A 15511-nucleotide genomic window follows, 5' to 3' on the forward strand; every position below is an offset into this window, starting at 1 on the left:
TGACCTTATTCTTTTAATAATTTTTGTGCTCTAAATAAATTATCAGAACACTGAAGAATTTTGGCCTTCAACTTTGGATTATAGCGGGGGTTCTTTTCCAAAAAGTCTTGAACAATTTTTAGGGCCTCCGCGCTCTGATAATACCCAAATGTAGATTGAAGCCAGTTTTGAGGAAAAAAGATATCTCCTGTTTTTTGTATTTCAGCCAACATATCCAGACTCTTCGCTAAATATTTAAACGAACTAGTTTGTCTTAGTGGGTGATGAAGATAATATAAGGCAGCCCCCACATTTGATTCCTTTTCTCTATTCGATTTTAGTTCAAGACTCTTAAAAAAGGCATCCCGTTTTGTTTCTGCAGAAGATACAGCTGGCATAATAAATTCAAATCTTTTTCGTCTGTCCCCATTACTTATTCGCTTAAGCTGCTTACCCAGAATCGAACTATCACCATCTCTCAATACAAGTGAAAAGGCCAATGAGGTATAATCATCTTCTGTCAGCTTTAATCCTGCAGGAATTTTCTGACTTTCCCAAATTCGGTGCAACTTTTCACCGGCGTTAGCCGATAGATATATGTCTTGGTAGGTTTTAAAAAGCACCTTCTTGTTATTAGGCAAACTTTGCTTCTGCATACTGTTCCACAAATTGCTCTCCAATGATGTGGATACGCCAGTACGTTCGGAGGCTGAAATGAGTCCCCAATAAATACTACTGATATAATTGGTCATCAGTTTGAGGTTTAGCTCTTCTTTTTCCTGATCCAGCCCTTTTACAAACAGATTTAACAGGTCCGATGGTTTAATATACCTCCCACTTAACATATTCTCATACAATGAAATATAGGCAGCAGCCCTGCTCAAAGGCTTATCAACCAAATATATCTCATTAAACATTTTTTTATCCAATGGCCAAAGACCATACCCCTGTCCTGATGAGTTAAACAGAACAAAAGATGGCACATCCATTCCTTCAGCAGCTTTTAATCTAACTTCTTTATTATTGAGGCTCACTGTTAATTCTTTACTATAACCAGGATAATAAAGAGTTACTTCTATTAATTGTGGCCAAATCCTATTTGCCCCATACTCTGGCTTCTGCTTAATTATGAACTTACTAATTTTATTACCTACAGCTTTAACCGTATAGTCAACCAAAGGTCTTCCCGCCTCATTTACCCAGACCTTATTCCATTTATTTAAATCATGCTCCGAATGTTTATCAAGGATTGTAATTAGCTCTGGCCAGGAAGCATTTTTATTCGCAAATTTCTTCAGGTATTCCTGCACACCTAATTGAAATTTCTCCTTTCCCATTAAACGCTCCAACTGTCTCATCATTATTGGAGCTTTATGGTAAATGATATTTCCATAAAGTGTTCCTGCATCTTTTAAATTATCTAAATCTTGTCTTATTGGATTTGAACCCGTAGTACGATCTACCCCATAAGCTGCAGGGAAATGATCTATCAAAAACTTAAGATCAAATGCTTCTTTCCCAGTAATATTTTCCGCACTCTTATCAGCCATAAAATTTGCAAAAACTTCTTTCATCCAAACATCTGTAAACCAGTTCATGGTAACCAAATCTCCGAACCACATATGAGCAGTTTCATGAGCAATTAAGTTATTGCGACCATTTAGTTGATCCTTAGTAGCACCTTCATCGAGAAATAAGGCCGACGACTTATACTGAATTGCACCTACATGTTCCATACCTCCAAACTGAAAATCCGGAATAGCCACAAAACCAAATTTTTGAAAAGGATAAGGAATTCCAGTCCACTGTTCCAGATAACTCAATGACTTCGAATGAATGTTAAACACTTCATTCAAGCTGTTTTTTATAATTAACGAGTCAGTTTCTCGGTATAGAAAATCGGTCAGCATGTTTCCGACTTTACCATTTGCAAGTGTAAACTTTCCTACCGCAAAAGCAAATAAATAAGTACTTAAGGTATCTGATGTATTAAATCGGTAGGTTTTACAGTCGTTTGTAACAACAGAATCTTTTAACCCAGCATTAGCCAAAGCATTCCAATCCGCCGGAATTTTTAAAGTGAGGTTATATGTTGCTTTTAAATCAGGCTGATCAAAGCAAGGAAAAACTGTCCGCGCTCTATCCGGAACAAACAAAGTATATAAATAATCACTGTTCCTGTTAAGTGCAGCCTCACCAGCCTCAAAACTCAAACCTATTATATTCTCTCCTTGCTTTAGGTATTTAGAATCTATAATCAAGTGTTCTTCCCTATGATCCACCGCTACAGAAACACCGTTTACTTCCAGACTTTTTATCTTTTTAGCATCCTCTCTAAAATCCAGCTGCAATGGATATTTAGTCGATCTAAGTTGAAATGCTATTTCTTCTGTAGCATTTATAATCTCACTCCTATTCTTAGGAATATCCAGTCCGATTTTGTAGTTGATATTACTTAAAGTCAATTTGCGATAAATAGCCAGCTTTTTGGAGACTCCCGTCTCCAATATTGGCTCTGAGAAATATTTCGCACCAGAACAAGAAATAAGAAAGAGCGCTAAAATTGCTATTGTATTACGCAAATTGACCATAGCAACGAATTTAAGATTTTGTTGAATTAAAGCATCAAATAAGTGGTAATTTAGCGTCAACAAAACTTAGATCAGCTCTGTTCAAACTGACTGATCACCTAAAACAAATTTATGATCATGAAAAAGACATTAACAACAGTACTGCTTATTGCGCTAACGGTATCATTACAATCTGAGCTTAAGGCACAAGGTGTAAAAATGCCTCAACCAAGCTCAGGGCAAACCATTTCTCAGGATTTTGGTCTGGGTAAAGTAACTATCAGTTATTCTCGTCCAAACACTAAGGGACGTAAAATCTTTGGCGGATTAGAACCATATGGTTCTGTATGGAGAACCGGTGCTAATTCTGCTACTACCATCGCTTTTACAGAGGCCGTTAAAATTGGAGGAAAAGATCTTGCTGCCGGAGAATATGAATTATTTACCATTCCAGGAGAGAGTGAATGGACCGTAATCATAAACAAAGGATCAAAACAATGGGGTGCCTATGAGTATAAAGAAAGTGATGATATATTGCGCATAAAGGTTAAGCCAACTAAACTTAAGGAGAAAGTAGAAACATTTACTATTCAATTTGCCGATGTTTATCCAAATACTGCCAAATTGCAGTTAATGTGGGAAAATACTGCTTTAACGGTTGATTTATCTACTGATTTTGACGCCAAAGTGATGGCAGGTATTGATGAGGCAATGAAAGGAGAGAAAAAACCTTACTTTCAGGCTGCATACTATTACCTTGAAACTGGAAAAGACTTAAGCAAAGCACTTGAATGGGCTACCGCTGCTGAAACTGCAGATCCTAAAGCGCCATGGGTTAAATTACTAAAAGGACGTGTTCAATTAAAATCAGGAGATAAGAAAGCTGCAGCAGCCACTGCAGAGGAAGGCATAAAATTAGCCACTGAGATTAAAAATCCTGAATATATTAGATTACATACTGGCTTATTAGCTGAGACTAAAAAATAATATTATCCAAAAACATAAATATAAGACAGGATACCATAAATCAGCATCCTGTCTTATATTTATCAAATTATTCAAGCACTATGTGCTTAATATTCCTTCTATCAAATGTATAGCTGATATGAACCTTGCCATCTTTAGTCTGAATTATTGACGGATAACTGAACTCCTTTTTAGTATCGCCATCTTCGAGCTTTAGAATATCATTCCATTTTTCCCCATCTTCCGACAAAGCGACGTTTAATTTATATCGCCCATTAAACCATTCCTTACCTGGAACAGTTGGATTATAAACAATCATATGCTTACCGTCTTTCAATGTTTGAGCATCAGTTCCTGAATTAGGATTCATCAAAGTGGTAGCGCTTAATTTACCCCATGTTTTCCCACTATCTTCCGACCACGATTCAACAACGACCCCCTGTTTACTTCGACATAATATCTGAAGTTTATTTCCCCCATGAATCAATATACTTGGCTGGATTACATCAAATCTACTATCTGCATCAACAGGTATAATCGCCCATGTTTTACCTCCATCTCCAGACCGTTCTATATGCACACTCCACTTATCATCAGTTTCAGTACTTGATGGAGACAAAATTGTCCCGTCAGCTAACTCAATAGGTTTATTTTTTATTGGTCCCAACACCCCTTCCGGCAAACGGGTTTTAGCAGACCATGTTTTGCCATTATCATCAGAAGTTCGCACCATTCCCCACCATTCTCTTGGCGAGGGCCCTTCTTTATAGAACAAAAAAAGTTTTCCCTTCTTTGTTTTAAATAATACCGGATTCCATAAAGGAGAAGACCATTCACCATTCACTTTACCATCGGCAACGGCAACAGGGCTAGTCCATTTTCCCTGTTCATTTATAGATAGCCAGATCCTTACATCTTTACTTCCTTCATGACTACCACCAAACCATGCAGCCATTAATTTTCCTCCATCAATTTCAACCAATGTAGATGCATGGCATTGATCAAATGGGGGATTGTTAAATATCAGTTCATCAGTTACCTTTTTCCATGCATGCTGTCCAAATACCGTAACAGTAGAAACAGTTAAAACAAAAGCAGTTAAAAAACTTCGTATCATATTAAATATTATTTTTCTCCCCGGCAATTCCTGTTTTCTTCATCATACTCTGAATAATTACCGACAAAAGAACTACCAATAAACACCCAATCACATTTAGCCATAGGTAAGCAACAAGATCAAGTTTACCAATAATTATAATCACCAGTTCCGTTGCTAAAGCTGCAAAAAACACAGCCCTACCATTTACATGCCGTACATAAAAAGCAACTAGAAAAACACCAAGTATGGTACCATAAATATAAGAACCAAGTATGTTCACAGCCTCCAGCAAATTACCTATCTTACTTGCGTAAAGTGCCATAACAATGCAAATCACACCCCAAAATACTGTTGCAAGTCTGGAAGCCTGCAAGTATTCATGATCTGAAGCATCTTTCTTAATCAGACGCTTATAAATATCAATCACTGTTGTGGATGCCAATGAATTTAGGGCACTGGCAGTAGATCCCATTGAAGCGAGAAATATGATCGCAATCAATAATCCTATAAGTCCCTGTGGCAAATATTGAGTTACAAAACTTAGAAATATATAGTTATTATCTTTTGTATTTGCATGCTCATCATTCTTAACCATTAAGTCAGTAGCTTGTTTTCTTATCGACTTCTCCTTCTCGTCTGCCTGTTGCAATGCCTTTCTCTGCCGGTCAATCAACGATTTATCATCTTTGTCCAAAGCAACATTCATTTTATTAACCTCAACTTGCTTTTCTTTAAAAGCCACATCATAGTCGGCCTTTATTTTATTCAGTTCAGGATTATATTTACTATTCTCCAGCTTGTTCAGCTCAAAACTGTTAAAGAATATGGGTGGTTTATTATATTGATAAAAAGTAAAAACCAATACGCCTATCAGCAATATCAGGAACTGCATAGGTATTTTAACAAGGCCATTCATCAATAAGCCCAGTCTGCTCTGACTAACAGATGCGCCAGATAAATAACGGCCAACCTGACTCTGATCAGTTCCAAAATACGATAATTGTAGAAAGAAACCTCCCAGTAAACCTGTCCATACAGTGTATTGATTATTCGGATCAAAGGTGAAGTCTATCGCATTTGCCCTACCCATTTTACCAGCTATATTTATCGCTTTCACAAAGCCAATATCTGCAGGTAGTAAATGAACTACCATAATACCCGCAGCAAACAAACCACAAAATATAATGCTCATTTGAAGCATCTGCGTATAGGAAACTGCTTTTGTACCCCCATAAACAGTATAGAACACCACTAAGCTTCCAATAAACAAAGTAGTGTAAGTAGTATTGATATTTAAAATAGTAGAAAGGATAATTGAAGGGGCATAAATGGTAATACCAGTAGAAAGTCCTCTTTGCACAAGAAAAAGAAATGCGGTTAAAGCCCTTGTTTTAAGGTCGAACCGCTGTTCAAGATACTCGTAAGCGGTATATACCTTTAAACGATGAAAAATAGGCACAAACGTGATACACAAAACGATCATTGCCAATGGTACACCAAAATAAAACTGTACAAAGCTCATCCCCGAAGAATACGCCAAACCAGGTGCAGATAAAAAAGTAATTGCACTGGCTTGGGTAGCCATAACTGACAGACAAACATGGTACCAAGGCAAAGATTGGTTACCCAGTAAATAGCCCTGAATGTTTTGAGCCCCACGGCTTTTATAAATGCCGTAAACTACAATTACAACGAGTGTAAGAATTAATACTGCCCAATCTATAACACTCATTCGAAGTATTTTGTAAATGCGTAAAAAATCAGGATCAGAAATACAAGCCAGCCTATCAGTAACCGGTAAAACTGTTTCCAGGTTTTAACAAAAGGCGGCAACTCTTGCTCTGGTTTCTCTGGTACCGGGTTGTCATGTTCTGCCATGCTGTTATTATATTACTTCTTAACTGATATTAAATTCACAAAGAGTCTATAAGCACCCGGCACGCCTGCGGGCAGTTGTCTGAAAAATGATAAACCAGTATAAACAAATCTACCCTTGCCATAATCTGCAATAATTAAAGACCCTGTCTTCTCACCTTCACCATCATCATGCATGCTCAAAAGGGTCCTGTACTTTTGATCAACATCGGTAACAAAATACAATCCTCGCTCCTGTACCCAGCCTTCAAAATCTTTATCTGTAATTTTATTCGGATAGTTCAAAGCAGGATCATCAGATTTTAGTATTGTAACTTTGGCATCTTCCTCTGTTACCCTATCTCGAGACAGGCCAAAAGGGTATGGACCTAAGTTATCTAGTCGCAAAGGGCCATTTACATTATACTGAATCAGTAAAGTCCCACCATCATTTACATACTTCATCAGTTTGGGCTGCATGCTTTTAATCTGTTCACTTACATTATATAACCTAACACCAGCAATTATTGCATCGAATCCTGAAAGATCTCCATTCACAACCTGTCCTGCGGTTAGGTTAATTACCTCGTAACCAATCTGTTTTAATGACTCCGGAACTAAATCTCCCGCTCCTGCTATATAACCTATGCGTTTTCCTGCCAACTTTAAGTCTACCTTATCCACCTTTGCCTCAGCAAATGGAAAAAGTGTTTGAGTAGGAATATGCTCATAGTCTATTACATGCAAAGCACGATTGTATGTTTTGCCATCAACAACAACATTTAAAACTAAATTACCGTTAATGGTACTCCCTGCTGGGGTAATTGTAAATTCAACGGTCTGTTCTTCACCTTTTTTAGCCAGGTTAAAGCTAATATTTTCAGGAGCAACCTTCCATCCCATTGGAATTGCGGGCTTCAATACTCCTACTGCATTATCCTTAAAACTTCTGAGCTGAATAGCTATTCTTTTAGGCTCATTATTAATAAAAACAAATGCCTTTTCACCCATAGTAGCAGTTACAGGGGGCGCAATTACTAAAGGTTTATAAATTTCACCACGTACCTGGTCCGTATATTTATAAACTACAGGTCGTTTCTTTTCAATCACCTGATCACCTATTTTGATCCGGAATAAACCGCTTAAGCCTATTGGATTTTCTGCAAGCCCAATCTTTGACAATGAATCAACTACATACGAACCTAAAGTATGTCTCTTTTCCAGCCAGTAAGGCTGAGTAATTTTTATACCTGAAGTTGATATAGTTTTATCCTGAGAAACAAATTGATTAGGCGGCAAATCAAAAGAAGCTTTGCTATTAATTTCCTCAATACTCATCTTTAAGGGGAAACCTTGTTTAGCCCTTGCAATAGCCTGTATTCTAACGTCAACAGGAGCATCTAAAGCATAAGATGAACTTACCGCAGCACTTTCAAACCAGATTCCCGCACAAGCCAGGATCAAGTCGTCCAGCAAATCTTGTTTAAAGGGCTTTCCTTTTACCAGTTGCTTAAGCTTTAAAAGTTTTATTACCGATTTAGATGGATCGGCAACATCGTATTCAGCATTAATTTCAGAAACAAGTTTTTGTATCTCTCCATTTCCAGGATTCCGATTAAGGGTAAAATCTACGCCCTCAAATATATCTTTAGACGCCTTCTCACCAGCTACATAACTAAAAAACTCTATAGCTGATCCACGTTGTCTGGAAGAACCAAAGCCCTGGCTTCTATGATTAGATCTACTTTCGGCAGCAATCTCTCCATAGCTTTTACCCAACAGAGCATTATAACCGCCCACATCAATTTTCAGCTGATCATCTGAAGTGGTATTATTACCTCCAAAATTAAAGGTATTCCAAAGAATGCGTTTTGCCTGCCATGGCTTTACAAAAGCAAGCTGTTCAGGAAATTGCTTAGGATCAGCAGCCGCTACAAAAGCTTCATGAGCCAATATTGCAGAACCAGAATGGTGTCCGTGACCTGCGCGTGAATCTTCAGGAAAGCGGGTAATGATCACGTCAGGCTGAAACTTACGAATCACCCAAACTACATCGGCAAGTATTTTTGATTTATCCCAGATCTTAAAACTCTCATCAGAATTCTTCGAAAATCCGAAGTCGTTTGCTCTTGTAAAGAATTGTTCAGCACCATCTGTACGTCTGGCGGCCAGCAATTCCTGAGTACGGATCAACCCAAGTAATTCAGCCTGTTCATTACCTATAAGATTTTGTCCGCCGTCGCCCCTGGTTAATGATAAATAACCGGCTCTAACTTTTTTCTCTTTAGCCAGATAGCCTAGTAAGCGGGTATTTTCATCATCAGGATGTGCAGCAATATATAAAACACTGCCAACAACATTTAATCCTTCAAGGCCTTGTTTAATCTCAGCAGCATTAAGTTGCTGCATATTTTGGGCTTTAATTAACGAAGGAACCAGCGCAGTAAGCAGGAGTAAGCATAAACGTAACTTCATATACATATCTTAGATTACATTTTATGTAACCTCAAGATAGCCCGAAAATAATTAAAAAACATTAATCCGAAGTGTTATTAAAAACTAAACTCCGTAACAATCATGCAAAAATACTACGGTTCTTATAGGAGAATTTTGCTGCTTACTTCTTTATCAATAGTAATAAAGCCCGGATATTTCACTAATCCACCGGCAACTTTAATACTTGGTCTGATTTTAAGTGTAAGTATCCCTTTCTTTTCGGGTCCATTCTTTCCAGATTGAATAAACTCAGTGATTTCCCTCATTACCTTGCTATCGGAGATAAACGGATAGATATTTACTTCCATATCAACCGGGACTACCGTAGCCTGTCCCGCAGCAACATTTACTTCCTGATTTACAAAACCGGCAGCAAGTTCTTGTCTGTTAATCAATATTTTGTACTCAAACTGATTAATAGAAGCATCATCACCGGAAGGATTTTTTACTTCCAGGTTCAACCGAGCTCTTAATGGAACATCTTTTCTCAATAATCCCAGAGCAAGTCCCGGAAGGCTACCCAAATTAATATCCTGATTGCTGATCATCTTTTTCACATCAGCTCCTGCCAGAGTAATCTCATCAGCCGAAGTGATCCTATATTTACATCTTTCAAGTGCTTTTATTTGTCGTGCCTGTTTGTTTATACCACAACCAGCTACCCCTATCGCCATCAGGCAAACTAATAATATCTTTTTCATAACAGCTATAACGGATTATTCAGTAAAATTATACAAATCTTTTTTTACTACCGTCTGCGGCCATTCATATTGCGGCTTATTAAATGATCAATGCTATACTTACCTGAGCCAGCAACAAGTAAAAACAAGTAAGTAAGCAGGTAATGAAATGCAAGTTCTTTCTTCTCAAATGCATCTGGTGCATGAATAATAAGACTAGCCACAAGCATAAGTATAATCAGAGGTATTACTGCAAATCTGGTTCCCAGACCTAACAAAACTAAAACGGAACATACAACTTCAGCAAACACGGTTAATACCAGAGAAGCTGTTTGACCAAGACCTATAGGATCTGCAAACTGAATCTCACCTCCTGCCAAAAGCCATGGTAATTTTTGAAGACCATGCGTAAGCATAAATGCAGCAATAGCAATACGTGTAATAAGCAGCATAAAATGTACGCCCTCATTGTTGAAATTAGTGTTAAATAGTTTTCTCATGTTTAAACTTTCAGTTTTTCAGTTGATGCTAAATATATAAATTTTGGTGATTATTTAATTGTAAGTGATTTAATAAATCCCGAAATTGCATCCTGAAGGATTAATTTCTTCTCCGGATCGGGCTTTCCTACTTTCTGGATCATCTCTATTGAAACCAAACCATGCAGTATTGAGAGATAAGTATGGTACTTTAGAAAATAGTTGGTTTCGGTATTATTGCTCGAAGCAATTGCTTCCTGAATAGTTGTGATCATAATACCAGTCATGTATTTCATTTCGGCAATTTGATTTACCATTTCACATGCAGGTATCCCAAGGCCAAACATCAACTGATAGTATTCCTTGTGTTCAAAAGCAAAATCCCAGTAAGCATGAGCAATGGCCTCCAGTTGTTCTGATGGCTCAGTATATTTATTCTTTACTTCAAGCAGCGCATCTGCGAGTTTTTGAAATCCCTCTTTAGTAAATTCCAAAAGAATAGCCTCCTTATTCTCGAAATGATTGTAGATAACCGGAATACTGTATTCGATGGCGTCGGCAATTTTACGAATAGATAAAGATTGCCAGCCATCAGTTAGCACTTGTAGCCAGGCAGCTTCAAGTATGCTAGCCCTGAACTCTTCCTTTTGTCTGATCTTACGTTCTGCGATTCCCATACTAGTTTAATTTTAGTTAACAGTGTTAACAAAAGTAATGGGTTTAAGATACAATTAAAACTTGAAATGTTTTTCTGACTTAATTACAACAATATTTTTTTCCAATGCGTATAAAGCGAATAACTAAAGCCACTAAGTTTTAATCGTTCTAAAAGTCAAATTAATTCTAGGTTGGGTTTCAATTACCGTCTTCGGAAGCCTGTGCTCCCAATAATGCTGGGTCTCTCCTTTCATAATCAGCAAGCTGCCGTGGGTTAATTCAATAGAAACGATTGGCAGTTTATCTTTGTAATTTCTGAATTGAAAAATTCTTGATGCCCCAAAGCTAACAGAAGCAATCACAGGAAATTTACCCAGATTCCTTTCATTATCTCTATGCCAGCCCATATAGTCCTTACCATCGCGATAGTGGTTCAACAGGCAGGCATTAAATTTAGTATCAAAAGCTGTTTCAATATTTTCTTTTATTCTCTGTAAGGTCGATGTCCACGGCAAAGCATTCATGGTAATACCAGAATAAGTATAGCTAACATCCTCATCCCCATAAAAGGCGGTAAAACGAGGCTGAAGAACGGTTTTTCCGAAAATCTTTATGGGCTCCTGTTTCCATTCGGTTTCCTCAGTTAACTTATCCAGATACATATAACTATCATCCTCCATAAAAAAACCCGGATGAAAAAATGCTTCCCCGGGTATTGTTAATAGATTTACATGATCACCATAGATTTTTTCCATGGATGCAATTTAGGCAATTAATCTCTGTTCCAAAATGCAGGCGGCTCTATACCTAGACTACGCAAATACACAGTGGCCTGCGCACGATGATGAATTTCGTTATCGATAAAATAAAGGATAATACCATACGCCTCTCCTTCATATTGACCAAATGCCAATACTACCTCCTGAAATTTCTCTTCTGGAATCTGTGCCCAGTAAGTATTGATCTCATCTGTTATCCTATCCCATTCCTTTAACAGCGCTTCCTTGGAATTCACTTCAGTTTTTCCTGTGTGATGATCCATTTCATTAATGGTTGTCCACTCGTCGGTAGCAATGCCTTTCACCCCCGGACCAGACATGCTGGTAATTTCACTTATTAAACCGGCAAACGGACGCATCCCTCCAACAGAATAATTAAATAATTTATCTTCCGGAAAAGCCTCAATCACACGTCTTGTAAGTCTGCGGTGGCCTTGCCAATGGTCTAACAAAGCATTAGAGTTAATAAATAAAGGCGTCAAAACTGTTTCTGCGGTTGTGTTAATCGTAGTCATAATGTAGGGTTTTTAGTGGTTAATCTCATTTCTTATACAAAGAAAACCACCTCCACTGACAACCCTATGGCAGTCTGTTTTTAAATAAAAAAATTAACTACATTTGTAAAAAAATAAAATCATGCTACGTCTTAAATATATCCAAAAGAATAACATTAGCCGGTCTCCTTGGCTCATGGACTTGGGTATGGATTTTAGTTTTAACTAGAATACGCTAAGACCTAAACAAAAATCATTTATTTTATTATAATCAATTTGCTATGGCTATTTAATCCTTAGCAAATCATACATATATCCTTATGGACATTTTATACACTGTAGAAGAAAAGTATCTGCAGGCAATAGAAGAACTTCATTATGGCGAGCTGCCAAAAGCGCTTCACTTTTTTCATGAAATCGTTAATTCAGATCCGGAGTATGCCAGAGCATATTATCAATTGGGTAGTTTTTATTATTATCAGTTCAAAAATTACCAAACTGCCGGCTACTATTATAAAAAGTGCATAGAACTGGAGGCTGATTTCCCTGATGTTTATGAACATTATCTAAAGCTGTTGATCACATTAAAAATGCATAAATTAGCTCAAAACATAGCTAAAAAGGCATTAACTGTTCCAGGAGTTTGTAAAGCTCACATTCATGAGAGCCTTGGCTTAAATGCTGAGGAATTACAAGACTTCGCTACAGCAAAAGAGCACTACAAACAAGCGGCGCTAGCAACTGCCTCACAAACTGAGCACGAACTATTCCAAGATCATTTAAAGCGTATTAAAGATAAGCAGACAGCAAATCTAAATATGGTTTATGCTTATCAGAGTTAGTTGATTAAATCAACTAACTCTGATTTTTAATTCTATCAAAAGAAATTATTTATGTTTTTTATCTCCGGTATATATCATTTCACCAGCTTTAACCTTAAGTTTCAGGTCATTTTCTGCCGGAGGTTTAGGACATTGATAGCCATCGCTATAAGCACAATAAGGGCTGTAGGCCTTATTGAAATCGACCTCAATAAAATTTCCTGAAATATCCTGGCTGCTTAGGTCAATATACCTTCCACCACCGTATGATTCCTCCGAGTTGGTTTCATCAGTAAATGGCAGAAATAAATGATCCTTATATTCGGCAATTTTCGATAAAGAAATGCTTTTATATATAGTAAGCTTCTGGGGTTCGCCATTTAATTTAAAACTAAGAATTGCATAACGTATATATTCCCTGCTAGTACCTGTGTAGGTTGGCATTTGGAATGATGTTTCGTTCATTAAAAGCTCTACATTCGCTTTTATCCTATAGTTACTATCGGCTTCAAAAAAATGTAAATTCTTTAGATCACCTTCCTTTAGCGGTGAACGGGTATCCTTCAAAAAATCTGCCTTGTAATTTTCGCGGTGCGTTGCAATCTGTGTTTTATAATCTTGTGCAAAACTGTTCAGTTGAATCATCATAAACAGTATAAAGCAGTATCTAATCATATCATTAAAATCTAGTTTACAAAGCTATCAATTTATATATTAGAAATCCCACTCAGGTATGTGGCATTCTGTTTGTTGCTTAGAATAACATAACATTAAACTAGTAATACTATGGCTACATTCTCAGAAATCATTAAAGGTGATAAACCGGTACTTGTCGATTTTTATGCTACATGGTGTGGCCCATGCAAAGTTATGGCGCCCATTCTGGACACATTAAAAAAACAAGTTGGAGAGACTGCAACCATTCTAAAAATAGATGTGGACAAGAATCAAGCCGCTGCTGCCGCATACGGTGTGCAAGGTGTACCTACTTTTATACTCTTTAAACAAGGTAAAATTCTTTGGAGGCAATCTGGAGTTGTTCAGGCAACGCAATTACAGCAGATCATCAACCAATACGCTTAGGCACCAAACACCATCTATTTCTGGCCCAAATAAGCAGCAATTACTTTTAGGCGCATCTTATTAAGATCAGTCGTGTTCGTATTGGATAAGAAAATAAAAGTAAGATCTTTATCAACAAGGTGTACCCAGTTCGCATTATGTCCGTACCCTGCTCCCTGCCTTTCAGCAAATATGGTATTTACATTTCCGAATTTCTTAGGGTATACCCAAAATCCAAAAGCAACATCTCCAAGCTTTTCATCCCCCTTAAGCATTACATCCACCGTCTCAGGTTTTAATATTTTATGATTAAAAATTGCCTGATCAAACAACAGCAAATCCTGCGGCGTTGAGTACATAGCTCCCGCAGAATAGAAATTATCCATATAATAATTTGTTGGCATATAAAGATCTGTTACACTTGAATCTCTATTTGAATAACCATGATCTATGCCTTTTATGATGTCCTCATGATGAAGGTAATCTGTATGAAACATTTTTAAAGGCAATAATATTTTTTCTTTTAGCACCTGCTGGTAACTTTTTCCATAAATATTCTCTATTATTTTACCCAGGATAATGAAGTCGCCATTATTATAATTGAATTTAGTACCTGGCGTATCTATTAATTTTTCTGAAAGGAATTTATTTATAAAAGTATCCAGAGGCCAGATTGTTTTATCATAAGCCTCATGTATCATTTCCGGAGAACTAATATCCCTATGAAACCTTCCACTACTATAGGTAAGTAAATTCCTGATAGTAACTTTTCTTGCAGCTTCGCCCTTATATTCAGGATAATATACAGAGATTGTTGAATCTAAATTTATTCTTTTTTGTTCATAGAGCTGCATGATCAGTACAGCCGTGAATGTTTTGGTTAACGACCAAATGTGAAATCTTGTATTTTCGGAATACCTGATATCATTAACCCTATCTGCTATTCCCGTATATTTTAAATACTCAATTTTCCCACTCCTTGCAATTAGCACTGCGCCGTTAAAGTTTCGCTGTTTTACACAGGAATCAACTACCTCCTGAACTTTTTTAATTTGTCCGGAAGCACAGTTTGCAAGGAACAGAAGTATTACCAGGTTTATAGCTCTTGTCAAAGGCATTTACCCATTAATAGCATCTTCCAGTTTAGAGCCGTCTTTTGTTAAAACTTCAAAATGATGGCTTTTAGATAGTTTTAAAAGGTGACCAATAAAATCGGTCGCTGTAGGATAAACATGTTTATCGAATTTAAGAATGGTTTCGATCTTGTTAACTGCGTTAACATACTCGTCTTTGATTTCTTTTTGATTCATAACGTACTGCTTTACAGATAAAAAATAAACAATACAAGATACAAATTAATTCGTTCATCAAATAACCATGGAATATAGTTACAATTATATTACAACTAGATAGGCTATAAAAAGAAAACAGGAATGATCCTACCGACCATTCCTGTATATCTAAATTAACGCTCTCCATATAAAGACGCATTTAGAAACAAAATATTGTATACGCCTTTAAAAATTTTTAGTTGATCCATTTTTGCCTATATAAAGATCAAACTCTATAAATTGC

16 protein-coding genes are annotated in these 15511 nt (G+C 36.9%); 3 read left to right on the forward strand and 13 right to left on the reverse strand.

Annotated elements, in window-relative coordinates:
* Window positions 1-5: 5 nt before the first annotated feature.
* On the reverse strand, window positions 6-2570 hold the full coding sequence (locus AC1DDK_RS12920) for a M1 family metallopeptidase (protein WP_288881000.1): 2565 nt from the start codon (window positions 2568-2570) through the stop codon (window positions 6-8).
* Window positions 2571-2687: 117 nt separating this feature from the next.
* Between AC1DDK_RS12920 and AC1DDK_RS12925 the strand changes: the two genes are divergently transcribed.
* Window positions 2688-3536, forward strand: coding sequence for a DUF2911 domain-containing protein (locus tag AC1DDK_RS12925; protein ID WP_246269407.1), 849 nt, complete (start codon window positions 2688-2690; stop codon window positions 3534-3536).
* Between the two features lie 67 nt (window positions 3537-3603).
* On the opposite strand, the gene AC1DDK_RS12930 is transcribed toward AC1DDK_RS12925, so the two are convergent.
* The 9 genes from AC1DDK_RS12930 to AC1DDK_RS12970 form a co-directional block, all read right to left on the reverse strand.
* Window positions 3604-4632: a sialidase family protein gene (locus tag AC1DDK_RS12930; protein WP_337716458.1), complete on the reverse strand. Its 1029-nt coding sequence runs from the start codon at window positions 4630-4632 to the stop codon at window positions 3604-3606.
* A 1-nt stretch (window position 4633) separates the two neighbouring features.
* On the reverse strand, window positions 4634-6346 hold the full coding sequence (locus AC1DDK_RS12935) for a sodium:solute symporter family protein (RefSeq protein ID WP_172659567.1): 1713 nt from the start codon (window positions 6344-6346) through the stop codon (window positions 4634-4636).
* Entirely contained in the window at window positions 6343-6492 is a 150-nt protein-coding gene (locus AC1DDK_RS12940) for a hypothetical protein (RefSeq protein ID WP_172659566.1), read from the reverse strand. Before AC1DDK_RS12940 ends, AC1DDK_RS12935 begins: the two co-directional genes overlap by 4 nt.
* A 12-nt stretch (window positions 6493-6504) precedes the next feature.
* On the reverse strand, window positions 6505-8943 hold the full coding sequence (locus AC1DDK_RS12945; RefSeq protein WP_288881006.1) for a PIG-L family deacetylase: 2439 nt from the start codon (window positions 8941-8943) through the stop codon (window positions 6505-6507).
* Between the two features lie 122 nt (window positions 8944-9065).
* Window positions 9066-9665 carry an LEA/WHy family protein gene (locus tag AC1DDK_RS12950; protein WP_172659564.1) on the reverse strand — a complete coding sequence of 200 codons (600 nt, stop codon included), beginning with the start codon at window positions 9663-9665 and terminating at the stop codon, window positions 9066-9068.
* A 47-nt stretch (window positions 9666-9712) separates the two neighbouring features.
* The gene (locus tag AC1DDK_RS12955) at window positions 9713-10144 is read right to left on the reverse strand and encodes a DoxX family protein (RefSeq protein ID WP_172659563.1); all 432 of its coding nucleotides are present in this window, start codon (window positions 10142-10144) and stop codon (window positions 9713-9715) included.
* Window positions 10145-10194: 50 nt separating this feature from the next.
* Window positions 10195-10800: a TetR/AcrR family transcriptional regulator gene (locus AC1DDK_RS12960; RefSeq protein WP_048906972.1), complete on the reverse strand. Its 606-nt coding sequence runs from the start codon at window positions 10798-10800 to the stop codon at window positions 10195-10197.
* A 132-nt stretch (window positions 10801-10932) separates the two neighbouring features.
* Entirely contained in the window at window positions 10933-11535 is a 603-nt protein-coding gene (locus AC1DDK_RS12965) for an alpha-ketoglutarate-dependent dioxygenase AlkB family protein (protein WP_172659562.1), read from the reverse strand.
* A gap of 17 nt (window positions 11536-11552) precedes the next feature.
* Window positions 11553-12074, reverse strand: a complete 522-nt coding sequence (locus tag AC1DDK_RS12970; RefSeq protein WP_172659561.1) for a DinB family protein — start codon at window positions 12072-12074, stop codon at window positions 11553-11555.
* A 299-nt stretch (window positions 12075-12373) separates the two neighbouring features.
* Here AC1DDK_RS12970 and AC1DDK_RS12975 point away from each other — a divergent pair, with 299 nt between their 5' ends.
* Window positions 12374-12895, forward strand: coding sequence for a hypothetical protein (locus AC1DDK_RS12975; RefSeq protein WP_048906975.1), 522 nt, complete (start codon window positions 12374-12376; stop codon window positions 12893-12895).
* A 45-nt stretch (window positions 12896-12940) separates the two neighbouring features.
* Here the strand turns inward: AC1DDK_RS12975 and AC1DDK_RS12980 are convergent, their stop codons facing one another.
* Window positions 12941-13522: a DUF1684 domain-containing protein gene (locus AC1DDK_RS12980; protein WP_337716456.1), complete on the reverse strand. Its 582-nt coding sequence runs from the start codon at window positions 13520-13522 to the stop codon at window positions 12941-12943.
* Window positions 13523-13660: 138 nt separating this feature from the next.
* Here AC1DDK_RS12980 and trxA point away from each other — a divergent pair, with 138 nt between their 5' ends.
* Window positions 13661-13957 (forward strand): thioredoxin, encoded by a 297-nt coding sequence (gene trxA, locus AC1DDK_RS12985; RefSeq protein ID WP_337716454.1) that lies wholly within the window; start codon window positions 13661-13663, stop codon window positions 13955-13957.
* 14 nt (window positions 13958-13971) lie between these two features.
* On the opposite strand, the gene AC1DDK_RS12990 is transcribed toward trxA, so the two are convergent.
* Both AC1DDK_RS12990 and AC1DDK_RS12995 read right to left on the reverse strand, forming a co-directional pair.
* Window positions 13972-15054, reverse strand: coding sequence for a serine hydrolase domain-containing protein (locus AC1DDK_RS12990; RefSeq protein ID WP_337716452.1), 1083 nt, complete (start codon window positions 15052-15054; stop codon window positions 13972-13974).
* Window positions 15055-15246 (reverse strand): hypothetical protein, encoded by a 192-nt coding sequence (locus tag AC1DDK_RS12995; protein ID WP_048906978.1) that lies wholly within the window; start codon window positions 15244-15246, stop codon window positions 15055-15057.
* Window positions 15247-15511 lie beyond the last annotated feature (265 nt).

The sequence above is a fragment of the Pedobacter sp. 05T44 genome (assembly GCF_056395985.1).